The organism is Chryseobacterium sp. 2VB (assembly GCF_005503635.1).
GTDB lineage: Bacteria > Bacteroidota > Bacteroidia > Flavobacteriales > Weeksellaceae > Chryseobacterium > Chryseobacterium cupriresistens.
Genome location: NZ_SCNC01000035.1, coordinates 1 through 26,389, shown reverse-complemented (window position 1 = coordinate 26,389; position 26,389 = coordinate 1). Strand labels below are relative to the sequence as shown.

Here is a 26,389-nt window from a genome sequence, read left to right as displayed (position 1 = left end):
ATAAAAATTATGAATAAATAAAGTTCTCCGCACCTAAAGCCATATAAAGATTAATGCGCTCTATTCTGTACTGAAGTTCCAGATTGATGAGGTTCATTTCATTTTTCAAAAGATCTCTTTGTTTACGGATCAGTACAAAACTGTTGCTGGTACCGACCTTTATTTGTTTCTCGGTAAGAGAAATATTGTTTTTCAGCTCATTGACAGCATTGGTCGTATAAGCCATCTGTCTTTCAATAGATCGGAGATTAGCTAAAGATGATTCCACTTCGTTCAATGCATTCAGAACAGCTTTTGAATATTCTTCAACGACCTGTTTCTGCTGTGAGTTCTTTATTTCCACATTCTTTTTCAGCTTTCCACCGTTGAACAGGGGAGAAACCAATCCTCCGCCCACTTTTATTAAAGGGTTGGAAAATAAAGAATTAATAGATTCCACATTACTTCCGGCGCTACCCAGAGATGAGCTTATACTTAATGAAGGAAGTCTTGCCGCTTTAGCTTCCTGTACTTCATAAAAAGCCTTTTCGATCTGGAAATGACTCGCCTGTATGTCTGATCGGTTTTCAAGAAGTTCCAGAGGAAAAGATTCAGGAATACTGCTTTTTACAGAATTAAAGAAATTCTGGGTTGCCAGTTTTCCCTCCGGATACTTTCCGGTAAGAAGCTCCAGAGACCTTCTCGACTGCATATTGGCATTTTTAATCTTTTCAAGATAACCCTGCAGGGAAATAATTTCTGCAGAAATATTGGACACATCAATAGCATTTGCCGTTCCAACTTTCTTTTGAATGATGTAGAGTTTTTCCAGGTCTTTGGTCTTCTGAATATAGCTTTCAATCTTATTTTCCTGAATGTTTCCTGCAATATTCAGATAATAAGCTTTGGCAATCATCCCTGCAATAGATTGATGCAGCAGGGTATTCTGATGTTTTGCAGAAAAATAACTGCTGGTGCTGGCCATCTGTGAAGATTTATTTTTACCCCAAAGGTCAATTTCCCAGTTAGCTTTTAATGCAAGCCGCTGAACCTGGCTGCCGCTGACCAGATTATTCGAAGTGTTGGCCACAGCACTTACGCTCGGATAAAGGTCGCTTCCGGCAATTTCCATCGCCAGCTCAATCTGATTAAGCTTTTCTCTGGCAATAATAAGATCTGCATTGTATAACATTCCTTCTTTAACCAGGGCTTCCAGCTGTGAGGTCTTAAGATCATTGATCCAGTCGTAGGAAATTGATTTTGATCCAGCCTTTCTGTCAAAAATCCAGTCATCAGGAATTTGTATATGAGAAGCAATTTCACTCTTTTCTTTAAGCTGATCTATATTTTCCTTCGTAGCCTCTTTATAACCGATGCAGGAGCTTAAAGATCCAGCAAGTATGCTCACTAAAATTAACTTTTTATACATGTTAATGAAGTTTAGGAATCAGGAAGTTGATTTTGCTGTTGATACGCACCATTACTTTTCTGATAAGATGAAGAGGTTTAATATGATCAGAATAAATAACCGCAGTTCCTCTTGCTCCCACTGTAAGCTGTTTCTGATTATCTTCCAGTACAAATTTGGCAATAAGCTTTCCATCGGTTTCCGGCAATTGTCTTGCCGTATCAGGAAGTCCGGCTGTAGAACCATTTCCGCCCAGCATTCCTCCTGCATTATTCATGATCCCCTGGCTGGTAGCATCAATGACATATTCAAGTCTGGCTTTCACCACTTTTCCAGGTTCTGTTTTAAGAGCAAGCTCTACTTCATCTCCTTTTTTTACGGTTTCAAGCTCATTCTGAGCAAAAAATCCAATAACTGACTGCTGCTTCTGAATCAGAACAAATGCTGATTTGAAAGGCGCCATAATAGCTCCCTCATTCAGCTGCACATTCGGAATCACACCATCCGTAGGTGCCAGAACAACGGTTTGGGAGAGATTCCATTTGGCCTGTTCCAGCTTAGCCTGGATCTCAGACACTGATGAATTTTCTCCACCATAAGAAGCATTGGATTTTGTTTCCAAAGACTGCTGTTGTGACTGTGCAGCACTGATTCGGGATTGCAGATCACGTACATTGGTTATCGCCTGTTCAAGATCAAATTTGTTGGCAGCTCCAGCCTGTACAAGCTCCTGATATTGAGATACTCTTTTGTTGGCAAGATCAAGCTGTGACTGTAATGCCGTAATATTTTTTCTGGAGGCCGAAATGTCTGCATCATAAGAATGTACCGTGGCTTTCATACTGCTCAGTTTAGCTTCCAGTGATTTAATTTCCTGTAAATAAGGCTCCCTGTCGAGCATAAATAAAGTATCTCCCTTTTTTACTTCCTGGTTGGTACTCACATATACTTTTTTCACCTTTCCCAAAACCTGCGTAGTAATATCCACACTTCTGTTTCCCACCTTTACATCAGAGGTAATGGGGCAATAATAATTTAAACTTAATATCAAAGCGATAGATCCGAAAATAGGCAATGAATATACGATTACCTGTGTGGTAAATGTCCACGGGATCAATTTTAATTTTTTAATGAGAAGCCAGCAAATCCCGGCATATATTGCGACTAGTAATTCCAGCATGTCTTTTAATTTTCGATAGGTTTTAATTCTTCTTCAGGCAAATCTGTGTTGTCTTTCTCTCTTTCAGGAGCCGTCTGGTTTCCATAGTCATAGTTGGCCCAAATTAAGGCAACCGGCCATAAAAGACCGCCAAAGATCAGAGAAAGAAGACACATACTTTTGATAGCATTCAGCTGGGGATGGTTTTTCTTTTCTGCTACTTTTTCCGGGTAAATATGAACTTTCCAGAAGAGATAAATCCCTGCAATAGGCAATACAAATAAGATAAGCCAGGATGCTCCGTCGGCTATTTTGTCTTCAACATTGCCTGTAGAGGCCTGCACAAAATTGCATGCTAATAACAGGCAGAGAATGGTGGTTATTCTTTGCATAAATTAGTATAAAATGGTAATAAAATGTTGACTTAAGAAAATACACATTCAGATCCCGATGAATATCCGGACAATCACATATTAATCCTGTTAAGATGTAAAGACTATTCTATAAGGTGGAATGCTTTGAAGATGATTATATTTTTTTTCATTTGGTTTTTTTAGTGGTGAAGAACAAGTTTTTGACCGGACAAAATTATACTGAATGCAACAATTAAAAATATTCTTAAGTTATTTTTTTCCTTGATTCTTTTTTTTATTGTCGCGGGCAGTAATACGGGAAAGGGAATTGGGAGTGATGCCCAGAAAATTAGCAATGTATTTTCTGTTGGCATTTTGACAGACAAACGGATGGCTGTTCAGAAAATCTTCATAACGGGAAAGCGGCGAGCTCCTGCAGAACTGCTCTGTGCGTGCTGATAAAATGCTGATAATCTGTTTCAACGATTTCAAATACAAATTGTAAATTCCTTTATGCTGAAAGGCAGTCTGCTCAAATTCACCTTTGTTAAAAAGAATAATCTGAGAATCAATCACGGCTTGTATAGTATACTTTTTAGTACCTTCAGCAGAATAAGATTCCGGACTCTCCAGAAAGGCAACCTCTTTTTCTGAGGGCAGAAAAGTATTAATTTCAACTCCATTTTCATCATCAAAGAAAAATCTCAAAAGACCATTGGTCAATATAAATAAATGGTTAAACGGCTGACCTGGCTCTAACAGTTTTTCTTTTTTCCGAAGAAGCTTAGGAGTACTGATGCTTGCAAGGACCTGGATTTCTTCATCCGATAATTCCTTAAAGCAATCCATTTTTCTAAAGGTTTTAAACATATATATTAATTAAAATAACCATTATAAAAATAATAAAAAATGGTAAAGAAAAATAGTGGGAAAACCATAAGATTTTCAACGGATTTTTTTAAGATATTTGCTTTGTATTAAATAATTCTTACATCCAATGAACAATAACCGAAGAAGTTTTATCAAAAAACTGGGAATTGCAACCGCAGCACTTACCATCAATCCTCTAGAACTAATGGCCGCAGAACGACCTGAAAGTAAAAAAATCATCAATAAACCTATCGTTCTTTCCACCTGGAATTTCGGATTAAAAGCCAACGAAGAAGCCTGGACCATCCTTGGAAAAGGAGGAAGAGCTTTGGATGCTGTAGAAAAAGGAGTCCGTCTTGTAGAATTAGATCCAAAAGAAAGAAGTGTAGGATATGGAGGACGTCCGGACAGAGACGGAAGGGTAACGCTGGATGCTTGTATCATGGATGAGAATTATAATATCGGTTCCGTAACATGTCTGGAATATGTTAAAAATCCTATTTCTGTAGCCAGAGCTGTCATGGAAAAGACACCACACGTTATGCTGGTTGGGGACGGTGCATTGCAGTTTGCCCTTTCACAAGGTTTTAAAAAAGAGAATCTTCTTACTCCCGAATCGGAAAAAGAATGGAAAGAATGGTTAAAGACCAGCCAATACAAGCCCATTGCCAATATTGAAAACCATGATACCATCGGAATGATCGCTTTAGATGCACAGGGAAACCTTTCCGGAGCCTGTACCACCAGTGGAATGGCTTTCAAAATGCACGGCAGAGTAGGAGATTCGCCAATCATCGGAGCAGGTCTGTTTGTAGATAATGAAGTAGGTGCTGCTACAGCAACAGGTCATGGTGAAGAAGTCATAAGGACTGTAGGAACGCATCTTGTGGTTGAGCTGATGAGGCAGGGTAGAAATCCTCAGGAAGCCTGTAAAGAAGCTGTAGAGAGAATTGTAAAAATCAATCAGCGAAGAAATAAAAACCTTAAAGATATTCAGGTAGGGTTTATTGCCATCAATAAACAGGGAGAATATGGTTCTTACTGTATTCAGGACGGATTCAATTTTGCGGTGTACGATCAGAAAGGAAACCGCCTTGAAAAGCCTGAATTTGCTTTGAAATAATTAAAAATTCAATAGAAATGGGCTTCAGCCCATTTAAACAAATAAAAGATACCCATTGGCTTTAGCCAAAACATAAAACAAATATGAAAAGAACGATTATCGCTTCCTTGTTTATGATTATTGCTTGCAAGGAAGAAAAGAAGGAGATAAAAAAAGATGGTGAAATCCAGCCAATAAAAGAAAAAGTAGTTTTGCATAATGAGTCCAATGAGGCTGAAGAAGCCCAAAAATGGTTGGAAAAAAGTATTGTCGATTATTTTAAAGCCGATATCGGAAGTGAAGAAAAGAATATGCGGAAAATCACAACCAAAGACTACTTCGATTATAAAATGGATGCAATGAATGTTGACCTGGATGTAAGCGGAGGCCTTACTGAAAAAGAATTTCAGGATAAATGGAAAACCAGATTTGATGTAAGTAAAGCAGGTGTTGGAGCGGGCTTCCTGATTGCAGCACAGGATTGGGATAAAATTGAAGTTGGAAGCTGTGATTTAGAACTCTCCTCAACAGATGAATATCTCTTCAAGGTAGTGCTGACAGACAAAAATTTTAAAGCAGAATATCCGTCAGTAATAAAAGTAGTAAAAGAAAACGGTTCTTTTTTGATTGCAGATGTACTGCAGGACGAACCAAAATCAAATTAAATAGATACAATACAATGTCAAAAATAGAAATAGCTTGTTTTAATCCTGAATCAGCGATTATCGCTTTTGAAAACGGGGCAGACAGAATAGAATTATGTGATGGACTCAGTGAAGGCGGAACTACTCCGGATTTCGAAACGATGAAGAAGCTTCGTGAAAAAATTACAATCCCGATTTTTGTGATGATCCGTCCGAGAGGTGGAGATTTTACCTATTCTGATTCGGAATTTGAGCAGATGAAAAATGATTTGGTTCATTTAAAATCTTTACATGCAGATGGTTTTGTATTCGGGATCCTGGATGAAAATGATGAGATTAATATAGAGCAGAATAAAGTTTTAGTCGAATTGGCAAAACCGCTTCCATGTACTTTTCACCGTGCTTTTGATCGTGCTGCAAGTCTGGAAGAATCTCTGGAAAAAGTAATCGAATGTGGTTTTACAACCATTCTTACCTCCGGTCAGAAACCCAATGTATCTGAAGGAAAAGAGAATCTGAAAAAGCTTGTTGAATTATCCAACGGAAGAATAGAAATCCTTGTCGGAGGAGGTCTGCGTTCATCTAATATTGAAGAGATTAGAGCATTTACCCATGCGGGTTACTTCCATTCTTCAGCCATTACGGATGGTGGGGCTTTTGCCAATGCGGATGAAGTGGTTGCATTGAAGAATAAATAATATGCACTCTGGTTGTCATTCCAAGCGTAGCGGGAATCTAACCAATGAAAATAGAGATTCCTTCGTTCCTCGGAATGACAAAATCACTGGTATGATAACGACTCAAAATAAATTTATTGATGAATAGAACGACCCTTTTTGCTTTCCTTTTTATGCAGAATATCCTTTCCGCACAGTTTTCACAAAGAAGCTTGTCTTCGGAGAACTGGCAGTTTAAAAATTCAAAAGACTCAAACTGGTTTCCTGCGAAAGTTCCGGGAACCGTTCATTTGGATTTAATGGATAATAAGATCATTCCTGATCCTTTTAAGGATGAAAATGAAAAGAAAGTACAATGGGTTGAAAATGAAGACTGGGACTACCAGACCTCATTTACTATTTCACCTCATGAACTAAAGAACGAAAACATTGATCTGGTTTTTAATGGATTGGATACATTTTCTGAAATTTATCTTAACGGTCAGCTGCTGAAGAAAACAGATAATATGTTCCGTAAATGGAATATTCCTGCAAAACAATATTTAAAACCGGGTCATAATACATTGCAGATTAAGTTTACATCCGCTGTGAATACCGGAAAGGAATTAGCGAAAAAAATTCCGTTCACTATGCCGGAATCACCAAGAAGTTTTGTGAGAAAAGCACAATACCAGTTTGGATGGGATTGGGGACCAAGGCTGGTTACTGCAGGAATATGGAAAGATGTTCAGCTGGAATTCTGGAATAATGCTAAAATTATTACGGTTAAGGATATTCAGAAAAGAGTTTCCGGCACTTCTGATAATTTGCGCTTTGATGTTGAAATTTATGCTCAAAATGCCGGAGATTATACCTTGGATCTTAATAAAACTCATCAAAAAATATCTTTAAAAAAAGGGATTAATAAGATATCGGTTCCTTATGAAACAAAAGGGATGAAGCTCTGGCAGCCTAACGGGCGTGGTGAAGCTCATCTTTATGATTTTGAAGTGAAGCTTTCCAAAGATCAGAGAAATATTGATGCTAAAAATATCAGGATAGGCTTAAGGACCGTTGAATTGATTCAGGAAAAAGACGAAAAGGGAAAATCATTCTATTTTAAAGTGAATGGGGAACCACTGTATATCAAAGGAACCAACTGGATTCCGGGAGATAGTTTCTCACCCAGAATGACCAAAGAAAAGTATCGGAAGCTGATCAGGGATACCAAAGATGCCCATATGAATATGATCCGTATCTGGGGCGGAGGTATTTATGAAGATGATGAATTTTACAAAGCCTGTGATGAAAACGGAATCCTGGTGTGGCAGGATTTTATGTTTGCGGGAAGCTTTTATCCGGCAGATGAAGCGTTTTTAAACAATGTAAAAGTAGAAGTAAAAGACCAGGTCAACAGACTTCAGAATCATCCGTCCATTGCTTTGTGGTGCGGGAACAATGAAATTGATGAAGCGATTGTCAACTGGGGATATCAGAAACAGTTCAACTATTCAAAAAGCGATTCATTGCAGGTTTGGAAAGATTATAAGAAGCTGTTTCATGAGGTAATTCCTAATGCATTGGCAGAAAATCTGAAATCGGATAAAAATATATATTGGCCAAGTTCTCCCTCCATTGGTTGGGGACATAAAGAAAGTCTTACCGAAGGAGATTCTCATTACTGGGGCGTTTGGTGGGGTGAGCAGCCTTTTGAAATTTACAACGAAAAAGTAGGGCGTTTCATGTCTGAATATGGCTTTCAGGGTACACCTAGCCTTGAAACGACAAAATCAATGTTCTCCGGAACTCCGGATTTAAACCTTCAGAATCCAACGATAAAAGCTCATGAAAAGCACGCCCGTGGCTGGGACATCATTAATGAATATCTGAAGCGTGATTACAAAATTCCAACGGACTTTGTACAATACAACTATCTTTCACAGCTCTTGCAGGCAAGAGGAATGCAGATTGCTATTGAAGCTCACCGCCGTGCAAAACCTTATAATATGGGAACGCTGTATTGGCAGCTGAATGATTGCTGGCCGGTGGTTTCCTGGTCTTCCATTGATTATCTTGGAAACTGGAAAGCCTTCCATTATCAGGCGAAAAGAAGCTTTGAACCTGTTTTGGTATCAATAGCGGAAACCGAAAAAAGCTATGATGTCTATCTGATAAGCGATCTCCTGAAAGAACTGAAAGCAGAGACAAAATTTGAATTGATTGATTTCAAAGGAAAAATACTTTGGAAAGCCAGTCAGTCAAATCTTATTAATGCTGATGTAAGCAAGAAAATACGAACTATCAGTAAATTGGAATTGTCTCACTTTGATTTGTCCGCAGCTGTTTTAAAAATCAGTTCCGAAAAGGACACAAAATTCGAAAAGCTGTTCTTCTTTAGTAAACCAAAAGATCTGAAACTCTTACAACCTGATATTAAAATCAGAAAAATATTACCCACTGAAATTGAAATTTCAACAGATACGCTTGCTAAGGACATTTATTTAATCGGCGATACTCACTTCAGCGATAATTTCTTTGACCTGCTTCCAGGAACTTCAAAAAAAATTACCCTTTCAAAACCTTTGGAAAATATAGAGGTGATGAGCCTTTGGGATGTGATGAAGGAGTAATGGTCAATTGTAATTGATAATAAGAAAAAAACTCTTAAAAAGTCAGTCGTCAACTTTAAACCTTGACAAGGGTTATAAATTTCCGGCAGGTAGATCTCCAAACCTTATAGGTTTTGAAAACCTATAAGGTTTAATACTGGAAAGTTTTATTAGAAATTCCACCGAAAAAAATATAAATTTTACCCTTCCAACTCAAAAATCAGCCGTAAATTTGCCTCATATTTTATTACAGTTATGGTAAATTTTGTTCTGATTGCAGTGTGTATCATTGCAGGAATGATATTCAAAGCAACAAAATCTATCCACCCCGATGCTCACAAAGGCATCAATACCTGGATTCTTTATCTTGCTCTTCCGGCAGTTTCGTTTAAATATCTGCCCAAAGTAAAATGGACAACAGAAATGCTGTTCCCGATTGCAGCCACATTTTTAATTTCTGTGTTCTGTTTCTTTTTTATGATGTTTTACAGTAAGAGCAGGGGATATTCAAGGCGTTCCAGAAGTACATTAGAATTGGCAAGCGGATATAGTAATACTTCGTTCATCGGATTTCCATTAATCAGTGCTTTTTATGGGGAAGGGCTTTTGAGTATTGCAATCATCTGTGACCAGACGATGTTCTTTGCCCTTTCAACCCTGGGAATTATTGCTGCAGTAAAAGGGGGAAGTAAATCAGGAAAGGTGAGCGCGGCATTTATTTTAAAGAGATTAATAACATTTCCACCATTAATTGGCTGTATTTCTGCTTTGGTATTGTCTCAGTTCATTGACTTTACCGTTGCAGAACCATTTTTTGATAAGCTGGCAGCAACGGTAAGTCCGTTAGCTCTGTTTTCAGTCGGGTTACAGCTGAAATTCAATGGATGGAAAAAGCTGATCCCTCAAATGTCTATGTCGATGCTTTATAAATTGATTCTGGCACCCGCAATTGTTCTGGGAATGGCTTTGTTATTCGGAATAAAAGGAGATGTGGCAAAAATTACAGTATTTGAAGCAGCAATGCCAACCTTGGTTACCTCAAGTATCATTGCAGAACAGTTCAGGCTGAATACAAAATTGACCAACCTGATCATCGGAGTCAGTATCATTGTAGGATTTATTACGTCTGCATTCTGGTATCAGATTACAGAACTTCTTTTTTAGTCATTCATGAATCCTTTCTTCGATCCTTTCTGAATTTGTGTTGTTCTTTTATCCACACGCTTTGTCATTCCGCAGGAATCCAGCCTGTCATATCATTATTTTTGATCAATGTAATTCTAGACATTAAAAAATATCTGAATGGGTTACATTCCTACGGAATGGACAAAAATAAGGAGAAAGTAAAGAATAGAATGCAGTTTCAGGTTCTTGGTTAAAGATTACTAAAGAATCTCCACAAAGTTGCAGTTCTCTCAGGAAAATTCTAATTTTACACTTTAAATATTTCCCTTGCAATACGCTCAAATTGTTTTACCCCTCAACCTGAAAGGATCTTTCACTTATAAAGTTCCTCAGGAAATGATGTCTGAAATCCAGCCCGGAATGCGTGTTCTGGTACCATTTGGTGGAAAAAAGATCTATACGGGAATCGTGTTTGAGCTTCATGATAATGCACCGGAAAATTTTGTGGCCAAAGAAGTCATCAGCATGCTGGATGATCAGCCGATTCTTCCTCAGGAACAGATTGATTTCTGGAACTGGCTTTCGGAATACTATTTGTGCAGCCTTGGAGAAATTTACAGGTTTTCGTTTCCTTCTTCTTTAAAACTGGAAAGTGAAACCTATTTAAAACTAAAACCAGGAGCCATTATAGATTTTGAAAATCTGGATGTTAACGAAATGTATCTGGTTCAGGCACTGGAAGTACGGCAGTTGATTAATCTTACAGATATTGAAGCTTTTATTCCTAAAAAAGATATCATCAGAACCATCAATTCTCTGATTGATCTTCAGTACATTGAAATTGATGAGAAAATTGCTGAAAAGTATAAAGCCAGAGAAGTTGCTTATGTGAGAATTAATGATGAGGTTCTGGCCAATCAAAATCTTACGGATATTCTTTTAAAACTGAACAGAGCGCAGAAACAGAAAGATCTTTTCCTTCTTATATTGGAAAAACAGACGGAACATCCTGACGTTCCTATCAAAAAATCTGAACTGTTTGAAGACGGTTACTTCGGAAGTTCCCACTTCAAACCTTTGGCAGACAAAGGTCTTGTGGAGGAATACTTTATGCAGAAAGACAGGATTGAAAGCTATGAAGGAGAAATCGAGGAGCTTGAAGAACTTTCCGAACAGCAGAAAACAGCAAAATCTGAAATTGATGAAGCTTTTGAAGAAGGGAAGAATGTTCTGCTTCATGGCGTTACTTCATCTGGGAAAACCCATATTTATTTAGAAAAAATTGATGAATGCATCCGTGACGGAAAGAATGTTTTGTTTTTGCTTCCGGAAATTTCGCTTACCAAACAGATCACCCAAAGATTAGAGAAGAAGTATGGAAGGCAGCTCGGTTTTTATCACCAGAAACTGACTGATTTTGAAAGAGTGGAAGTATGGAGAAGAATTAAGCAAAACGACATCCGCATTCTGATCGGAACCCGTAATGCTTTGTTTTTACCTTACCGGAACCTGGGCCTTATCGTAGTAGATGAGGAACATGATTCTGCGTACAGACCAAGAGAGGTTTCTCCTTATTTTAATGCTAAAGATGCGTCTATGGTGTTAGGAAAGATGTATAAAGCCGGAGTCATTCTGGGATCGGCTACCCCATCAGTCGAAAGCTACTACAGTGCCCGGAAAGATAAAATGAAATATGTTTTTCTGAATGAAAGATTCGGGAATGTTAATTTGCCGGAATACGAACTGATCAATTTCAAAGAAGCTCAGGAATCTAAAAAGGTTTCTGGAAATTTCTCGCTGAAGCTTATTGATGAGATAAAGAAAACGGTGGATGAAAAGAACCAGGCGATTGTCCTTCACAACCGCCGTGGTTATTCCAATGTCATAGAATGTGAAAGCTGTGGCTATGTGAACTACTGTTCCAATTGTGATGTGGTCATGACGTATCACAAAGCGGCAAATGAAATGAAATGCCACTATTGCGGGCAAAGAGCTTCAAAACCGAAAACCTGCCCGAAATGCAATTCTGAAAAGCTGAACGAAAGAGGAGTGGGTGTAGAGCAGATTCACGAAGAAGTTTCCAGGCTGTTTCCGGAAAATGAGGTGGACAGGATGGATGTGGACTCTATGCGTAAGAAATTTGCTTACGAAAAACTCTATGAAAAGATTGAAGACGGAGAAACGGATATTATTGTAGGAACCCAAATGATTTCTAAGGGACTGGATTTTGATCATATTGAACTCGTTACCATCCCAAAAGCAGACTCCTTATTATATGTACAGGATTTCAGAGCGGAAGAAAGAGCGTATCAACTGATCACGCAGGTTTCAGGAAGGGCCGGAAGGGTTTCAGGAAAAGGGAGGATCCTTATTCAGACCTTTAATCCTGATCATTCTGTATTTCAGCTCATCAAGATGAATAATCCTGCCAAGATCTATAAATATATCCTTACAGAACGTCAGAAGTTCCATTATCCGCCTTTCACCAAGCTGATTATGATTGAATTGAAACACAGAAGAGAGGATAAAGCTGACCGGGCATCACAGTTTCTGGGTTCTATTCTCAGAAAATACCTTCCTGAAGAATGTGTTTTAGGTCCGGAAAGAGCACAGATTGCAAAACTGAATAACTTCTATCAGTTCCAGATTATGCTGAAGCTTCCCCGTGGGAAAAATTATGAAAAATTCAAAAATATGGTTTTGATAAGTTTGAAAGAATTTGATGAAATCACTGCATATCAAAGCATTAAAAAAGATGTTTTTGTTGATTTTTAACAATTTTTAACAAACTTTACACTCTTTTATAACGGGGCGGTGGTCCGTTATATAACAATAATTTCTACTTTTGGACGTTGATTAAGTGTTTGGCTCTTTTACTGAATGATTTAACCTTTCATTTTTTATAGAGTCAAAACTACAGAACAAAAAGAAGATAGATGGTAAATTTCAGAAAATATATTTCAAGTGCGGCGGTGTTGGCTTCTGGTCTTTTCCTGGCTCAATCTACCGTTTCTACCGTTCTTTATTCCCAGAATTATGACAATCAGAAAAGCAGTTTAAACCTGCCTTCACCCGTTAGTACGATAGTGGAGAAAACTGTTTTGTCAGCAAAAGAACTGGTAGACATTAATGTAAACACAATGATGGCGGATCCTGTGCTGAAAAATGCAACCTGGGGATTCGTAGTGTATGACCCGAAAACGAAGAAGGTTATCTCTTCGTACAACGAAAATACTCCTTTAGTACCTGCTTCTACAACCAAATTGCTGACAACGGAAACGGCTTTAAATATGCTGGGTGAAAACTACCGTTGGATGACTCAGCTGGAGTACTCAGGAACTATAGATGAAAACGGAGTGTTGAATGGAAATCTTTATGTAATAGGAAGCGGAGACCCTTCTTTGGGAACAAACAAAGCAGGTGCAGCATCTTATAGAGATATTATTTCAGATTTCGTAGGCGGTGTTTCAAGAGAGGGAATCAAAAAGGTAAATGGTGATATTATCATTCAGACAGCGCTTTTCAAAGGCAATATTTCAGTGCTTCCGGAAAATGTTGTATGGTTGGAAAACAATAACTATTATTTACCTGCAGGAAGTACCCGCGATATCAACCCGGCCAACGAAAAACTGATCGTTAAAAAAGGTGGTTTCTCTACAGAAAAGAAATTTTTCTACGTTTCTCCTTACAATCATCAGATGGTATATGCTGATAAATATGAAGGAAACGGAGTTTTAACAACCAAGCTTCCTGATGCACCGGCTTACCTTGCAAACTCTTTCAGAACAACACTGGTGAAAAGCGGAATTCCTGTTACCGGAAAAGTAACTCCGAAAATGACAGATGCAGCCCCTGAAAACAGAAAAATGCTTTCAGCGTATAAATCACCTACTTTAAGTGATATTATTTATTATACCAACCAGCACAGTGATAACTCACTGGCAGAAGCTTTGCTGAGAACCGTAGGATATCAGAAAATGGGAGATCAGACTTCAGAATCCGGAAGAATCGTGGTGACTAATCACCTGAAAGATGCAGGTTTTGATATGGTTGGACTTAATTACATTGATGGGAGCGGGCTTTCAAGAAGTAATAACGTAACCCCGATTTCCCAGGTGAAGTTTCTTACTTCTCTGATGGATCAGAAATATTACAGATCTTATCTGACTTCTTTGCCCATCGGAGGACAATCCGGAACATTGAAAAGAATGTTCAATGCAGGAGGTAACGGACAGGTTTTTGCGAAAACAGGAACTTTGAACAAAGTAAAAACATTAGCTGGTTATCTGAAAACCAATTCAGGAAAAACGTTGGTTTTTTCTTTAATGGTGAATAACTATTCCGGATCAGTAGATATGGTAAAAAAGAGGATGGAAAAAATTCTTGAACCCGCACTGGATTTGTAAAATTTTTTTATTTTATATATTATAACAGCCTTTTAATCATGGATTAAAAGGTTTTTTTTATATTTGATTAAATTTTTCTAAACATGACAAAATTGTACCTTTTGGTGTTGGGATTGTTATTGTCTCAACAATTTTATGGCCAGAAGCAAAGGCAAAATACGGATATGAAAGGATTAATCGAAAAAGAGAAAAAATCCTTCACCCAAAAGATGAATATCGGGAATATCAATCCCAATACCCTGAATTACGACCTGCAGTATCAGAGAATGGACGTCAGCCTTGATCCTGCAGTGTATAATATTTCAGGTTCGGTAACTTCACATTTCAAACCTACACAAAGTATGGGAAGCATTTATTTTGATCTTTCCAATTCATTAACGGTTTCCCAGGTGAAATACCACGGAACTAACATTACAAGCTTTCAGCAGCTTCCATCAAAAGAACTGAAGATTGATTTTCCTGCCTCGATTCCTGCCAATACACTGGATTCTCTTACCATTTATTATGCTGGAGCACCGTCCACAAGTAATGATGCATTCAAAACTGCTCTTCAGAGCGGAACTCCGGTTCTTTCTACTTTGAATGAACCTTATGGCGCCCAGGACTGGTTTCCGACAAAGCAAAGTTTAAATGATAAAATTGAAAGATTTGATTTTAAAATTACAACTCCATCAAACTACAGCGTGGCAGCCAATGGAAAATTAATGTCTGAAACTTTTCCTACAGGAAACACCAAACTTACGTTCTGGAGAACAATGTATCCTACACCGGCTTATCTGATTGCGCTGTCTATTACCAATTTTGTTAAGCTTAATGATACCATCGGAAACCCTCCGTTTCCTTTTGTGAACTATATTTATCCATCCACGAATTCAAATGCCACCAGTATAGCCAATATTAACTGGACAAAACAGGTAATGAATACTTTTGAAACGTATTTCGGCTCTTATCCTTTCCGTAATGAAAAATACGGACACATGGAATTTATGTTTGGCGGAGGAATGGAACATCAGACCATGTCTTCCATGGGAGGTTGGGGCAAACAGCTTATTGCCCATGAACTTGCCCATCAGTGGTTTGGTGATAAAGTAACCTGTGGTGCATGGAATGATATCTGGCTGAATGAAGGTTTTGCAACTTTTGGAGAACACCTTGCCAATGAAAAACTATTGATGACCAATACAGAATTTTTAAATTACTTACAAGGTCAATCTAACTACATTACTGCAAGTACAACAGGAAGTGTGTATGTCCCGGATTCCGGACTTTCCAGCATCAACAGGATATTTGACAGCAGATTGTCTTATGCTAAAGGAGGATATGTGCTGAGAATGCTGAAATGGATTTTAGGTGATGCTGCGTTTTATCAGGCACTTAAAGATTATCATGCAAGACCGAACCTGGCATACAGTTATGCTCGTACTGCTGATTTTAACGCTTCTTTGCTTCAGTCTACCGGAACAGATTTTACAGAATTTTTCAATGACTGGGTTTATGGCGAAGGATATCCTACGTATACCATCAAGTGGATGCAGGGCGGAAATCAGGCTCTATTTAAAGTTTCTCAGACACAAAGTAGTTCTACGGTAAGCTTTTTCGAAATGCCTCTGCCAATTAAAGTGACGGGAACTTCAGGGCAGACTGCTTACTTTGTTCTTAATAATACATCCAATAACCAAAGCTTTTTACAGTCGGTAACATTCCCGATTGCAAGTGTTCAGTTTAATTATGAATATCAGATTCTTGAGAAAAACTCTACAGTGGTTCAGGATAATACGTTAAGTGTTTCTTCTGTGGAGAAAGAAGGTTTTGGTTTGTATCCGAACCCTGCAAAAAATGAAATTAATCTTAAAGGAATTAATAAGGCTATGGACTTTACGATTCATGCCATTGATGGGAAACTGGTAGGAAAAGGAACGTATCAGCCAGGTAAAGCAATTGGAATAGCAGAATTGGTTCCGGGAGCTTATTTTATTACGATTGATGAAAAAAATATCAAATTTATCAAACATTAAAAATAACAAACGGCAAAGTATGAATGAGTACTTTTACCAATCAATCAAAATATAACAAAAGAAGCTTTCAGATTTGAAAGCTTCTTTGTTTTCTTGCTGCTCTGGCTCCTCTTTTTCTGGCCGTTTTCACTTTGTATTCAAACCATTTTTCTTTGAATATTTTACGCATGAGATTATCAAAATGTCTGGTGATCACAAGATTTTTAAATCCACGCCATTTTTCAAGTGGACTTGAGGGAAGTGCCCTTACTGATATGGAATATCCTTCTGTATCATATTGAATATAATGCCACCAGCCGGAAGGAATATAGAGGGTTTCTCCGGGATGAATAATAGCTTCATAGCCATTTAAATAGAGAAGGGCCGGATATTTTCGGTAATCAGGGTTTTTAATCTGAGCCAGACTGTGGAAGTTGTAAGGGAGTTTATACATAAAATCAGACTGTTCCCACGGGAAGAGCCAGATCCTCTTGATTCCCTGGAATTGGGTGATAAAAACATGGGACATGTCAATATCAATATGGTTTCTGGTGACAGAGCCTTCTCCTCCAAAAAACATAAAGGGCAGCCATTTCAGTATTTTACCATTCGTTACATCATTGTAGATGAGGTCATTCTTCAATTCAGGTTTTATTTTCAATAAATTAAATAAGAAAAGCCTGTGTTCAGTGGGAGCAGATTGGATGAGATCCAGATATTCTGAAAATGTTGTCTGTGCAATAGGATCACTGGCCACTCTGTCCAGGGAATCAAGCTCACTTCCGTAGATGTTAACTTTATGATCTCCTGCAATCTCTTTGAAATACTCATAATTCCACTTTTTAAAAGCTGGACTTTCCGGATGCACAAAGTCTTCAATAATAACCGGAACTCCCGGCTTCATGTGGGTGTTGATAAAGGTTCCTGAACTGATCGTCTTTATTTTTTGTACCGGCTTTAGTCTCATGCATTAAAATTTTAAACAAATATAACTATTATCCTACTAAATTTGTAGACTAATAATGTTAAAAGTGAAAGCCTTTTCAATTTTTTAGAATTAAACTGATAAAAGGTTTTATTTTACTGCCTTTTTAGTAAATTAGCACATCTAAAAAATTACTAAAAATGATCTCTGAAAAATACCTTCAACATTTACAGAACGAACTTCAGAATATTGAGAATGACGGACTTTACAAAAGAGAAAGAATCATCACTTCTCAGCAGAGTGCAGAAATAGAAGCGAACGGAAAAAAGCTTTTGAACTTCTGTGCCAATAATTATCTGGGATTATCCAACCATCCGGAAGTGATGAAAGCTTCGCAGGATATGATCCAATCTCACGGATACGGAATGTCTTCTGTACGTTTTATCTGTGGAACACAGGATATTCACAAAGATTTGGAGAAAAAGATTGCTGATTTCTTAGGTCTTGAAGATACCATCCTTTACGCAGCAGCATTTGATGCCAACGGAGGTGTTTTTGAACCCCTGTTTACAGAAGAAGATGCTATTATTTCAGATGAACTGAACCACGCATCAATCATTGATGGTGTTCGTTTGTGTAAAGCGGCGAGATACAGATACAAAAACAATAATATGGAGGATCTGGAAGCTCAGCTGATTGCAGCTTCTGAAAAGAACCACCGTTTTAAAATTATTGTTACAGACGGAGTATTCTCAATGGACGGTATTGTTGCAGATTTAAAAGGAGTTTGTGATCTTGCCGATAAATATGATGCTTTGGTAATGGTAGATGATTCTCACGCAACAGGTTTCATTGGAAAAACAGGCCGTGGAACTCACGAAGCGAATGAAGTAATGGGTAGAGTAGACATCATTACTTCTACCTTGGGAAAAGCCTTAGGTGGTGCTTTGGGAGGATTTACTTCCGGTAAAAAAGAAATCATTGATATGCTGAGACAGCGTTCAAGACCTTATTTATTCTCGAACTCTTTAGCACCTGGTATCGTAGGAGCTGCATTAAGAGTATTGGATATGATTTCAGATGATACCTCTCTTCGTGATAAAGTAATGGAAAATGCAGAATATTTCAGAACGGAAATGAAAGCGAAAGGCTTTGACATTCCTGATGGGGATGCTGCTATTGTTCCGGTAATGCTTTACGATGCTCCGCTTTCTCAAAAAATGGCAGAAAAGCTTATGGATGAAGGCATCTACGTCATCGGGTTCTTCTATCCTGTGGTACCGAAAGGAAAAGCAAGAATCAGAGTACAATTATCTGCGGCTCATACCAAAGAACATCTGGATAAAGCGATTGCTGCTTTTGAAAAGGTTGGAAAAGAATTAGGAGTGATCTCTTAATTATTGAAGTGGCTACCACAATAAAAATATAATGTTCGGCTCGGGCAGCTTTGCTGCCCCGAGCCGAACTATTTTTTATATAAAATCTATTTTACTTATATTTTCCTGATCAAAAGAAATTTATTTTTAACAATTATATAATAAGCTTATCTTTGCTGTTAATTTTTTCTGAATGCTTTACACAATAATCAAAGCGCTGCACATTATTTTTATGGTAAGCTACTTTGCGGGAATTTTTTACCTCGTGAGGATTTTCGTTTACTATAAAGATACCGATGAATTTTCTGAAGAAAAAAAGAAAATTCTGAGAGAGCAGTACACTTTTATGGCCAGAAGGCTGTGGAACATTATCACAGTTCCTGCCGGGGTAATCATGGCGGTCTGCGGATTGGTGATGATCTTTTTAAACCCGGGATTAATGAAGATGGGATGGTTTCATTTAAAACTAACCTTCCTGATCGGGCTTGCCATCTACCATTACTGGTGCTGGAAAAAAGTCCTTCATTTAAAAGTTCTGAATGGAAGTACACTGCCCATTGCCAATATCAAACTGAGACAGGCCAATGAAATTGCAACGTTCATTCTGTTTCTGGTCGTATTTACCGTGATTTTAAAATCAATGGTGATCGAATACTGGTGGCAATTAATTGCAGGATTTTTCGTTCTTGTATTTCTGATTATGATGACAGTGAAACTGGTTAATAAAAATAAAAAAAACAAATAATTGTAGAGTAGGGTGCATGTCCGAATATATTCATCCCTTCTATATCTTATAAAAAAACTATGATTGCAATTTTAAAGAAAGAACTTTGGAGTTACTTTGGAAACTGGAGTGCATGGGTGATTATTGCCGCTTTCAGTTTGATAGCGACTCTTTTTCTGTTCTTTTTCGACAACGATTCTAATATTTTTGAGATTGGAATGGCCTCATTGCAGAGCTATTTCGTATTAGTTCCATGGCTGTTGATGTTTATCATCCCGGCCCTTTCTATGAAAACTTTTGCGGAAGAACAGCAAACCGGAACATTGAACTGGCTTTTTTCACAGCCGTTAAAAGTTTCAGAACTGGTGACAGGTAAATTCCTTTCCGTATGGATTGTAGGAATTTTATGTCTTATTCCATCATTAATTTATCTTTATACGGTATATGTTTTGGGAGTTCCTGCAGGAAATATTGACCTGGGAATGACCTTTGGAAGCTATATCGGACTGATAATCTTAATCGCAGCATTTTCAGCAGTGGGAATTCTTGCTTCCTCTCTCTCTCAGAATCAGATTATGGCTTATCTGCTGGGTGTTTTCATGTGTTTCATTATGTATTTTGGGATCGAACAGCTGGCAAGTTATAAACTATTGGGAGGTGCAGATTTTATCCTTCAGAATATTGGCTTCTATCAGCATTTCTTAGGCTTCACAAGAGGACTTATTGATGTTAAAGATGTGGCGTATTTTGTACTTGTCATCGGCGCTTCATTAGTATTGGCTAATCATTTTATTAACAAAAAGAAGTAGAATCATGAAGAAGTTCAATGCTAAATCTCCACTGGGAATTTTCTTAATTGCAATTGTTCCTTTGGTTATTATCCTGACCTATTCGGGAATCAGATTAGACTTAACAAAAGAAAAAAGATATACCCTTTCTGATAACACCATCAAAGTACTGGAGTCTGTTAAAAAGCCTCTGACGGTTGAAGTGTATCTGGAAGGTGACTTTCCGGCAAGTTTCAAACAGCTGCAAAGCGAAACGAAATTCATGCTGGAAGAATTCAGAAAAATTAATCCGAAGATTGATTTTAAATTTATCGATCCGATTAAAACAAAAATGTCTCAGGACACTTTGATGGCTATGGGAATGCAGCCGTCTATTCTTCCGGATGTAAAAGACGGGAAAATCTCACAGATCACGCTTTTCCCTTACGCTGTGATTAAATATGGAAATGACGGGGTTTCTATTCCTTTAGTGGTTCAGCAGGCCGGAATTGATGCCGATCAGCAGCTGACAAGATCGATTGAAGGACTGGAGTACAATCTTGTTTCCAACATTAAAAACATTGCAACCGCAAAGAGAAAGAAGGTCGGAATCCTGGTCAACCATGATGAGCTGAATCCGGATGAATTCCAGGGATTTGTACAATTGGCAATGGAAAACTATGATGCAGGACCTATCATTCCTAAAAATCAGACTGAACTTTCACTGGAAGATGTTCCGCTATTAAAGCAGATGAGTGCCCTGGTGATTGCGAAACCAAGAAAAGCTTTTACTGATAATGAAAAAGTAATTCTGGACCAATACATCATGAACGGAGGAAAAACCCTTTGGATGATCGATGCAGTAAATGCTGAAATGGATACGTTAACAAGATCCAAAAAAGTAATGCCTTTCCCTGTCGATATCAATATGACAGACTTCTTTTTCAATTACGGGCTGAGAATCAATCCCGCGTTGGTAAAAGACGTGAAAAAGTTTGCCCTGTTAAGACTGGTTACAGGAGAAGTGAGTGGAAATCCTCAGTACACAAGCTTACCATGGCCTTATTATCCGCTTGGAATTGCCGAAAATAATAATCCGGTTACAAAGAATATCAACCCTGTAAAATTTGAATTCCCGACTTCCATCGATACTTTAGGAGGTAGAAAGAATATCAAAACAAAAGTCCTTTTCGAATCCAGTGAACGAACATTATTGAAACAGGTTCCGAATTATGTGGATCTGAAAGAAATTGCAAGTGTAGACAGTCTTGGACAAATGGAGAAACCAAGTACACCGAAGATCTTCGCTGTTGCATTGGAAGGGAAATTCAACTCTGCCTATGCATCGAGAATTGAGAGAAAATCTTACCCTGGGTTCAAAACATCCAGCCCGGAAAACAAAATGATCGTGATTGCAGACGGAGATGTAGGAAGAAATAAAGTAATCAAAGGAAAACCACTTCCTTTAGGAGTAGATTTATTGACGAACGAACAATTCGGAAACGAACAGTTCCTGAGAAATGCTTTAGATTATCTTTTGGATGACAGCAATCTGATGGAACTGAGAAACAGAAACATTGAAGAAAGACTTCTTGACAGGCAAAGAATTACGGAAGAGAAATCCACATGGCAGTGGCTGAACTTGTTGCTTCCATTGGCCATTATCGGCCTTATCGGAGGACTGTTCTTCTGGTTAAGGAAAAAGAAATTTGGATAAAGCATAAAAAATTCCGGAAGATGTTCTTCCGGAATTTTTATTTTGACAACTTGAGTAGTTGTTCAGACTTATAAAAAATGTTGAATATATTAAAAACCATTAAGAAGGATTTAAGAAATAAAGTATAGTTAAGATAAATCATTCCGATTTTTAAGCTTAAAGCGAAGCTTATCTTAATACTCTCAACAACTTAATACAATCTTAATGTTTCATAAATAAAAGTCTAAAACAAATTCTGAGTTGTATATAATCTTAATTAATAATTTATCCTTCCAATACAGGAATAAGGTGTTCCCAGTTCAGCTGTTTTGCATAATCCAAAGCTGTTTTTCCTTTTTTAGACGGGATATTTTTATCCGCTCCGGCTTCTAAAGCAACTTGTACAGTGGTTAAATTTCCTGCAATCGTTTCTTTGTGAAGAAGCGTCAGTCCGTCTTCATCGGCTTGGGTAAGTTCATCCGGATATTGTTGTAAAAACTTTGCAAATTCCTCCTTCATATTTTTACTCATCGGATGTTCAATAAGATTTTCCGGATTTTCTTTCTGGTTATTGACAACAAGGATGTCATTAAAGTCTCCGAAATCCAACTGCCATGCATTATCATGTTCCTTTCTTTCTGCAACAGACATGTCAGCACGCATTTTCTGTATGGTAAATCCGCCGTAAGCTTTCGGAAGTGGAGAAGATGAGGATGAAAATAACTTGGAAAGTCCCTTTGGTTTCTGTACACTTGGAGTGATGGCAAAAAGCCAGTCACTGATATTTTGTAAAGGGATTTCAACATAATCACCCACCTGCACGTTTTTAAGGCTGTTGGGTTCATTAATCAAATATCCTCTCACGTGATCTCCGTCAAAAAATATTTCATTAATCCACATATGTTCTACCAGGCTTTCTCCGGTTTCTTCATCCTGTTCTTCAAAAGCTGTTTTAACGCACGATACATTAAGTCCGGGAATGATTCTTCTGTATTCCCAGGACTGTTCGCGCCAGAAATACTTAAAGGTTTCCTGAGCTTTTCTGTAAGCTTTAATCATTTCCGGATCATTTCCGTCTGCAAAAAAGATGGGATTCTCTTCCATTTAATAATTAGGTGTGGTGTGTGAAAGAATATAAGATTATTGCTGATAGGCTTGTTTGGGAAGTAAGGCTGCTGTTTTGTAATAGCTGATGTCAGTAGGGATCTGTGCCTGAAGATCTTCGAAAGTATCATAATCATAATGGATCCAGTTTTCTTCATTGTCCGGGTCGGGTGTTTTATCTACAGCCAGTTCCAGTTTTCCGTCTTCCTGATAGCTGCATTCTATGGCTGCGTATTTTTCACCGTTTTCGTCATTCGTATACCAGCATTTTATGGTTCTTTCAAGGTGTGGCTGTTGAGTCTCATTATCGATGACCTGTGAACAGATAAAGTTTTCAGGATCGTCCGTTTTGAAAACAGTTTTGGAAATGAGGGGCAGATCATCTACGGATAAAGAATATAATGTATTGGTAGAAATAATATAGCCGTCGGCAGTTTCTTTTCTTTCAATATCAAAAAAGTCAGATTTTTCTTTAAGATAATCCACTACCTTCGCCTCGTCTTCCTCGTCACTTAGAAAATAATTGATGTTGTAAACACTGTCTTCATTGATGAATTCAATTTCTTTCAGGAAATCGGAGCCTTCTTCATAATAATACAGATGATATTCGCTTAGCTTCACAGCTTTACTTTTAGAGATGATTTCTCCAAAAATGTTTTTGTACACTTTTCTCATTTTTAATCATGTTAGTTTGTTTCATCTATTAGTTTAAGTGGTAGTGCAAAGATAAGTTTTCTTTTTTTATCTCAACCTGAAGTATAAAGTGGTATTTATTTCGTAAGTATTCTATATATCCTTTATAAAATCCTCATATTCGTAGTAAAACCTTTCGAAACCGTCCATTTTGTCCACAAAAAATTCAAAAATTTCTTGCCAGGTATTTTTATTAAAAACGGAAACATTATGTTTTTCAACCCATATCCTGCTGATGATCTTACCGTTTTCAAGAGTGAAATATTCTTCCTTCTGAAAATCTCCGATGAAATCTTTTAATATATCTTCCAAAGACCAGATCTTCTCATAGTAGGCATTCCGGAAAATTTCATCTTTCATTTCGATATCCAGAGAAACTTCTGCTTTTTTATTGTCGGCAGAAAACTTAAATGCCATGTCCTTGATTTTGGTATCATAAAGAATCCATTTTCTGGGAAATGATCTTCCGAAAGCTGTCCAAAATTCTTTTTTTAATTGCTGTGCTTCTTGTTTGCTGAACATATGGCAAACATAATGATTTAATAGGAGAAAGGCAAAATTGTGGTACCTAAAACCGTAAAATTACGGATAGATACACCGACATTTTTTTCGTTTGTTATTCCTGTTTTCAGGTCTTTTTCAAATATTAAACAATTTTCGTATTTTTGCTTTAATGCTTTCAAAAAAATCTCAATATGCTTTTAAGGCGCTGTCATATCTTGTAGAAAAAAGAAATGACGGCCCGATTCTTATTTCTGAAATTGCGGAACATAAAAAAATTCCTTTAAAGTTTTTGGAAAACATCCTTCTTGAACTGAAAAAAGCGGAAATCCTCGACAGTAAAAAAGGAAAGGGTGGAGGATACTTTTTTAAAGAAAATCCGGAAAATGTGAAACTGGCAAAGATCATCCGTCTTGTCAACGGTCCTATTGCGATGCTGCCATGTGTAAGTCTCAACTTTTATGAAAAATGTGAGGACTGCAATGAAGATCACTGCGGGCTTCATGATGTCCTGATAGAAGTTCGTGATGCTTCACTGAATATTCTGGAAAGTAAAACTTTAATGGATCTGGTAGATTAACCCGGTCCTTTTTTTTGAATTAATAGTCTACTTTTTTTGTAGGATAAATATTTTATCAGATATTTGCACTACTTCAAATGAATAAACTATGATTTCAAAAGAAGAGATAAACCAATTACAAAAGCTTACACGCTCCATTACTGCAATGCATTCTGATGCTGCATATGGCATACCTGAAAATATTTCCTTGTACAGAAGCGCAGAAAACATACGATCGTTAAATATCCTTATTTTCAATGTGACGGATAATCAGGAAATACAGACCAAAACGATTTTTTAATATGGTGATTTCAAGAAAAATTCAGGTAAGGTTGAATGTCCTTTTGGTGACGGCTGCTATTATATCCATTGCTGTTTTTTCCATGTACGAACTGGGATATCTGGAAGAATTACAGATTATTCTGGCCAAGGATCATTATATTTTTTACTGGATGCTCCTGGTAGGTGTTTTTGCAGAAATTGTGGCTGGTTCCATGGGAATGGGATATGGAGTTATTTGTACCACAACCCTTATGCTTCTGAATATTCCGCCGCATATTGTAAGTGCGAGTATTCATTCTGCAGAAAGTTTCACCACTGCTGCGGGAAGCCTCAGTCACATTAAACTGAAAAATGTAAGCAAAAGTTTGGTGAAAAAACTCGCTATTCCGGCTGTGATAGGAGCAATTATCGGAGCTGTCAGTCTTACTTATCTTGGAGAATATTATGCGAAAATCACCAAAACACTCATTGCTTTTTACACCTTATACCTTGGATTCCAGATTCTTTCGAATGCTTTTAAAGAAAAACAAAGCAAAGCATTGAAAAGAAAAACCAATCTGACCAGACTTGGCGTGATAGGAGGCTTTATAGATTCCTTTGCCGGAGGAGGCTGGGGGCCTTTGGTGACCGGAACACTCATTAAAAATGCATTCACCCCAAGATTTGCCGTAGGAAGTTCTACCGTGGCCAAATTTATTCTTACCATAACGGCTGCCGTTACCTTTTTCTTTACCCTGGGAATCCAGCACTGGAATATCATTCTCGGGCTTTTGATCGGAGGAATTGTGACCGCTCCTTTTTCAGCAATGCTTACTGCCAGGCTTCCTGTAAAGAAAATGTTTGTGATTATCGGTACTCTGGTGATTGTGATGAGTTCTATAACTATTTATAAATCAGTTTTTAATTAAAAATTATGTTGGATGTGGAAAAATAAAAGGGTTAAAAAGGTTTTCGGTTTTGAAAATATTTTACTTTTACATCACTAAATATAGAACATGAATTTACATATCATTGCACTTTTTAAGTTTAATGAAAATTATCTGATGGACGCTGTAGAGCTGTTTCAGAACCTTGTGAAAGAAACAAGAAAAGAAGAAGGCTGTCTGCAGTACGATCTTATTGAGGATAAAGATAATAAAGGAACTTTCTTCCTGATCGAGCTTTGGGAAAGTGTTGAGCATCACAACAGGCATAACGGTCAGGATCACCTTTTGGATTTCCGTAAGGATGCTTCCAAAATTATGGAAAGCTCTGTAGAGGTTTATAAAGGGTTTAAAATATATTAATGGTATTGAAGGATTTAAAGATTTAAAAATTTAATGATTTAAAGAAGAATCTTATATCATGACTAGTCCTGAAAAACTGATACAGATTATAGTACAAAAATAAATAATTAAACCAGAGTAATTTTACTATTGCTTTGGTTTTTGTTTTTATAGGTTTTCATTTTAATTTGT

24 protein-coding genes are annotated in these 26,389 nt (G+C 37.5%); 16 read left to right on the top strand and 8 right to left on the bottom strand.

The annotated features are described in order from the left end of the window. Positions 1 to 7: 7 nt before the first annotated feature. From FFS26_RS21165 to FFS26_RS21150, 4 genes are all read right to left on the bottom strand, one after another. Positions 8 to 1,387, bottom strand: coding sequence for a TolC family protein (locus FFS26_RS21165; RefSeq protein WP_228406471.1), 1,380 nt, complete (start codon positions 1,385 to 1,387; stop codon positions 8 to 10). A gap of 22 nt (positions 1,388 to 1,409) precedes the next feature. Continuing rightward, a complete protein-coding gene (locus tag FFS26_RS21160; RefSeq protein WP_137906057.1) occupies positions 1,410 to 2,567 on the bottom strand; it encodes an HlyD family secretion protein in 1,158 nt (385 codons plus the stop codon). A gap of 5 nt (positions 2,568 to 2,572) precedes the next feature. Beyond that, positions 2,573 to 2,938, bottom strand: a complete 366-nt coding sequence (locus tag FFS26_RS21155; protein ID WP_062671030.1) for a DUF3302 domain-containing protein — start codon at positions 2,936 to 2,938, stop codon at positions 2,573 to 2,575. Between the two features lie 231 nt (positions 2,939 to 3,169). Then, positions 3,170 to 3,748, bottom strand: coding sequence for a Crp/Fnr family transcriptional regulator (locus tag FFS26_RS21150; RefSeq protein WP_227943543.1), 579 nt, complete (start codon positions 3,746 to 3,748; stop codon positions 3,170 to 3,172). A 148-nt stretch (positions 3,749 to 3,896) separates the two neighbouring features. Here FFS26_RS21150 and FFS26_RS21145 point away from each other — a divergent pair, with 148 nt between their 5' ends. From FFS26_RS21145 to FFS26_RS21110, 8 genes are all read left to right on the top strand, one after another. Then, the gene (locus FFS26_RS21145) at positions 3,897 to 4,892 is read left to right on the top strand and encodes an isoaspartyl peptidase/L-asparaginase family protein (RefSeq protein WP_137906056.1); all 996 of its coding nucleotides are present in this window, start codon (positions 3,897 to 3,899) and stop codon (positions 4,890 to 4,892) included. A gap of 83 nt (positions 4,893 to 4,975) precedes the next feature. Beyond that, positions 4,976 to 5,536: a hypothetical protein gene (locus FFS26_RS21140; RefSeq protein WP_110009469.1), complete on the top strand. Its 561-nt coding sequence runs from the start codon at positions 4,976 to 4,978 to the stop codon at positions 5,534 to 5,536. A gap of 14 nt (positions 5,537 to 5,550) precedes the next feature. Beyond that, positions 5,551 to 6,213 carry a copper homeostasis protein CutC gene (locus tag FFS26_RS21135; RefSeq protein ID WP_110009468.1) on the top strand — a complete coding sequence of 221 codons (663 nt, stop codon included), beginning with the start codon at positions 5,551 to 5,553 and terminating at the stop codon, positions 6,211 to 6,213. A gap of 119 nt (positions 6,214 to 6,332) precedes the next feature. Continuing rightward, positions 6,333 to 8,801, top strand: a complete 2,469-nt coding sequence (locus FFS26_RS21130; protein WP_137906055.1) for a beta-mannosidase — start codon at positions 6,333 to 6,335, stop codon at positions 8,799 to 8,801. 234 nt (positions 8,802 to 9,035) lie between these two features. After that, positions 9,036 to 9,944, top strand: a complete 909-nt coding sequence (locus FFS26_RS21125) for an AEC family transporter (protein WP_110009466.1) — start codon at positions 9,036 to 9,038, stop codon at positions 9,942 to 9,944. 288 nt (positions 9,945 to 10,232) lie between these two features. After that, positions 10,233 to 12,680: a primosomal protein N' gene (gene priA / locus FFS26_RS21120; protein ID WP_137906054.1), complete on the top strand. Its 2,448-nt coding sequence runs from the start codon at positions 10,233 to 10,235 to the stop codon at positions 12,678 to 12,680. A 161-nt stretch (positions 12,681 to 12,841) separates the two neighbouring features. Continuing rightward, a complete protein-coding gene (gene dacB / locus FFS26_RS21115) occupies positions 12,842 to 14,311 on the top strand; it encodes a D-alanyl-D-alanine carboxypeptidase/D-alanyl-D-alanine-endopeptidase (protein ID WP_137906053.1) in 1,470 nt (489 codons plus the stop codon). An 83-nt stretch (positions 14,312 to 14,394) separates the two neighbouring features. Continuing rightward, positions 14,395 to 16,326, top strand: coding sequence for a M1 family metallopeptidase (locus FFS26_RS21110; RefSeq protein ID WP_110009463.1), 1,932 nt, complete (start codon positions 14,395 to 14,397; stop codon positions 16,324 to 16,326). A 67-nt stretch (positions 16,327 to 16,393) separates the two neighbouring features. On the opposite strand, the gene FFS26_RS21105 is transcribed toward FFS26_RS21110, so the two are convergent. Beyond that, complete coding sequence (locus FFS26_RS21105; RefSeq protein ID WP_110009462.1) at positions 16,394 to 17,272, bottom strand: cupin-like domain-containing protein; 879 nt, start codon at positions 17,270 to 17,272, stop codon at positions 16,394 to 16,396. A gap of 158 nt (positions 17,273 to 17,430) precedes the next feature. On the opposite strand from FFS26_RS21105, the gene kbl reads away from it, so the two are divergent. From kbl to gldG, 4 genes are all read left to right on the top strand, one after another. Next, complete coding sequence (gene kbl / locus FFS26_RS21100) at positions 17,431 to 18,627, top strand: glycine C-acetyltransferase (protein WP_110009461.1); 1,197 nt, start codon at positions 17,431 to 17,433, stop codon at positions 18,625 to 18,627. A 172-nt stretch (positions 18,628 to 18,799) separates the two neighbouring features. Continuing rightward, complete coding sequence (locus FFS26_RS21095) at positions 18,800 to 19,351, top strand: CopD family protein (protein WP_137906052.1); 552 nt, start codon at positions 18,800 to 18,802, stop codon at positions 19,349 to 19,351. A 59-nt stretch (positions 19,352 to 19,410) separates the two neighbouring features. Further along, positions 19,411 to 20,139 (top strand): ABC transporter permease, encoded by a 729-nt coding sequence (locus FFS26_RS21090; protein ID WP_137906051.1) that lies wholly within the window; start codon positions 19,411 to 19,413, stop codon positions 20,137 to 20,139. Between the two features lie 4 nt (positions 20,140 to 20,143). Next, the gene (gene gldG, locus FFS26_RS21085; protein WP_137906050.1) at positions 20,144 to 21,814 is read left to right on the top strand and encodes a gliding motility-associated ABC transporter substrate-binding protein GldG; all 1,671 of its coding nucleotides are present in this window, start codon (positions 20,144 to 20,146) and stop codon (positions 21,812 to 21,814) included. 264 nt (positions 21,815 to 22,078) lie between these two features. On the opposite strand, the gene FFS26_RS21080 is transcribed toward gldG, so the two are convergent. From FFS26_RS21080 to FFS26_RS21070, 3 genes are all read right to left on the bottom strand, one after another. Then, on the bottom strand, positions 22,079 to 22,897 hold the full coding sequence (locus FFS26_RS21080) for a DUF2314 domain-containing protein (RefSeq protein WP_137906049.1): 819 nt from the start codon (positions 22,895 to 22,897) through the stop codon (positions 22,079 to 22,081). 36 nt (positions 22,898 to 22,933) lie between these two features. Beyond that, on the bottom strand, positions 22,934 to 23,572 hold the full coding sequence (locus FFS26_RS21075) for a hypothetical protein (RefSeq protein WP_110009456.1): 639 nt from the start codon (positions 23,570 to 23,572) through the stop codon (positions 22,934 to 22,936). A gap of 111 nt (positions 23,573 to 23,683) precedes the next feature. Continuing rightward, the gene (locus FFS26_RS21070) at positions 23,684 to 24,112 is read right to left on the bottom strand and encodes a DUF4268 domain-containing protein (protein ID WP_110009455.1); all 429 of its coding nucleotides are present in this window, start codon (positions 24,110 to 24,112) and stop codon (positions 23,684 to 23,686) included. A 151-nt stretch (positions 24,113 to 24,263) separates the two neighbouring features. Between FFS26_RS21070 and FFS26_RS21065 the strand changes: the two genes are divergently transcribed. From FFS26_RS21065 to FFS26_RS21050, 4 genes are all read left to right on the top strand, one after another. Beyond that, entirely contained in the window at positions 24,264 to 24,671 is a 408-nt protein-coding gene (locus tag FFS26_RS21065) for an RrF2 family transcriptional regulator (RefSeq protein WP_110009454.1), read from the top strand. A gap of 88 nt (positions 24,672 to 24,759) precedes the next feature. Beyond that, positions 24,760 to 24,951 carry a hypothetical protein gene (locus FFS26_RS21060; RefSeq protein WP_110009453.1) on the top strand — a complete coding sequence of 64 codons (192 nt, stop codon included), beginning with the start codon at positions 24,760 to 24,762 and terminating at the stop codon, positions 24,949 to 24,951. A 1-nt stretch (position 24,952) separates the two neighbouring features. Beyond that, on the top strand, positions 24,953 to 25,840 hold the full coding sequence (locus tag FFS26_RS21055) for a sulfite exporter TauE/SafE family protein (protein WP_110009452.1): 888 nt from the start codon (positions 24,953 to 24,955) through the stop codon (positions 25,838 to 25,840). An 87-nt stretch (positions 25,841 to 25,927) separates the two neighbouring features. Further along, complete coding sequence (locus FFS26_RS21050; RefSeq protein ID WP_034696070.1) at positions 25,928 to 26,218, top strand: putative quinol monooxygenase; 291 nt, start codon at positions 25,928 to 25,930, stop codon at positions 26,216 to 26,218. The last annotated feature ends 171 nt before the right edge of the window (positions 26,219 to 26,389 follow it).

What these genes read in the sequence shown, in the direction of transcription:
- FFS26_RS21130 (WP_137906055.1), top strand. Translation starts at nt 6,333, where the DNA reads ATGAATAGAACGACCCTTTTTGCTTTCCTTTTTATGCAGAATATCCTT.
- FFS26_RS21065 (WP_110009454.1), top strand. Translation starts at nt 24,264, where the DNA reads ATGCTTTCAAAAAAATCTCAATATGCTTTTAAGGCGCTGTCATATCTT.
- FFS26_RS21050 (WP_034696070.1), top strand. Translation starts at nt 25,928, where the DNA reads ATGAATTTACATATCATTGCACTTTTTAAGTTTAATGAAAATTATCTG.
- dacB (WP_137906053.1), top strand. Translation starts at nt 12,842, where the DNA reads ATGGTAAATTTCAGAAAATATATTTCAAGTGCGGCGGTGTTGGCTTCT.
- FFS26_RS21160 (WP_137906057.1), bottom strand. Translation starts at nt 2,567, where the DNA reads ATGCTGGAATTACTAGTCGCAATATATGCCGGGATTTGCTGGCTTCTC.
- FFS26_RS21095 (WP_137906052.1), top strand. Translation starts at nt 18,800, where the DNA reads ATGCTTTACACAATAATCAAAGCGCTGCACATTATTTTTATGGTAAGC.
- FFS26_RS21155 (WP_062671030.1), bottom strand. Translation starts at nt 2,938, where the DNA reads ATGCAAAGAATAACCACCATTCTCTGCCTGTTATTAGCATGCAATTTT.
- FFS26_RS21135 (WP_110009468.1), top strand. Translation starts at nt 5,551, where the DNA reads ATGTCAAAAATAGAAATAGCTTGTTTTAATCCTGAATCAGCGATTATC.
- gldG (WP_137906050.1), top strand. Translation starts at nt 20,144, where the DNA reads ATGAAGAAGTTCAATGCTAAATCTCCACTGGGAATTTTCTTAATTGCA.
- FFS26_RS21055 (WP_110009452.1), top strand. Translation starts at nt 24,953, where the DNA reads ATGGTGATTTCAAGAAAAATTCAGGTAAGGTTGAATGTCCTTTTGGTG.
- FFS26_RS21060 (WP_110009453.1), top strand. Translation starts at nt 24,760, where the DNA reads ATGATTTCAAAAGAAGAGATAAACCAATTACAAAAGCTTACACGCTCC.
- FFS26_RS21145 (WP_137906056.1), top strand. Translation starts at nt 3,897, where the DNA reads ATGAACAATAACCGAAGAAGTTTTATCAAAAAACTGGGAATTGCAACC.
- FFS26_RS21140 (WP_110009469.1), top strand. Translation starts at nt 4,976, where the DNA reads ATGAAAAGAACGATTATCGCTTCCTTGTTTATGATTATTGCTTGCAAG.
- FFS26_RS21105 (WP_110009462.1), bottom strand. Translation starts at nt 17,272, where the DNA reads ATGAGACTAAAGCCGGTACAAAAAATAAAGACGATCAGTTCAGGAACC.
- FFS26_RS21110 (WP_110009463.1), top strand. Translation starts at nt 14,395, where the DNA reads ATGACAAAATTGTACCTTTTGGTGTTGGGATTGTTATTGTCTCAACAA.
- FFS26_RS21090 (WP_137906051.1), top strand. Translation starts at nt 19,411, where the DNA reads ATGATTGCAATTTTAAAGAAAGAACTTTGGAGTTACTTTGGAAACTGG.
- kbl (WP_110009461.1), top strand. Translation starts at nt 17,431, where the DNA reads ATGATCTCTGAAAAATACCTTCAACATTTACAGAACGAACTTCAGAAT.
- FFS26_RS21080 (WP_137906049.1), bottom strand. Translation starts at nt 22,897, where the DNA reads ATGGAAGAGAATCCCATCTTTTTTGCAGACGGAAATGATCCGGAAATG.
- FFS26_RS21070 (WP_110009455.1), bottom strand. Translation starts at nt 24,112, where the DNA reads ATGTTCAGCAAACAAGAAGCACAGCAATTAAAAAAAGAATTTTGGACA.
- FFS26_RS21125 (WP_110009466.1), top strand. Translation starts at nt 9,036, where the DNA reads ATGGTAAATTTTGTTCTGATTGCAGTGTGTATCATTGCAGGAATGATA.
- FFS26_RS21075 (WP_110009456.1), bottom strand. Translation starts at nt 23,572, where the DNA reads ATGAGAAAAGTGTACAAAAACATTTTTGGAGAAATCATCTCTAAAAGT.
- FFS26_RS21150 (WP_227943543.1), bottom strand. Translation starts at nt 3,748, where the DNA reads ATGGATTGCTTTAAGGAATTATCGGATGAAGAAATCCAGGTCCTTGCA.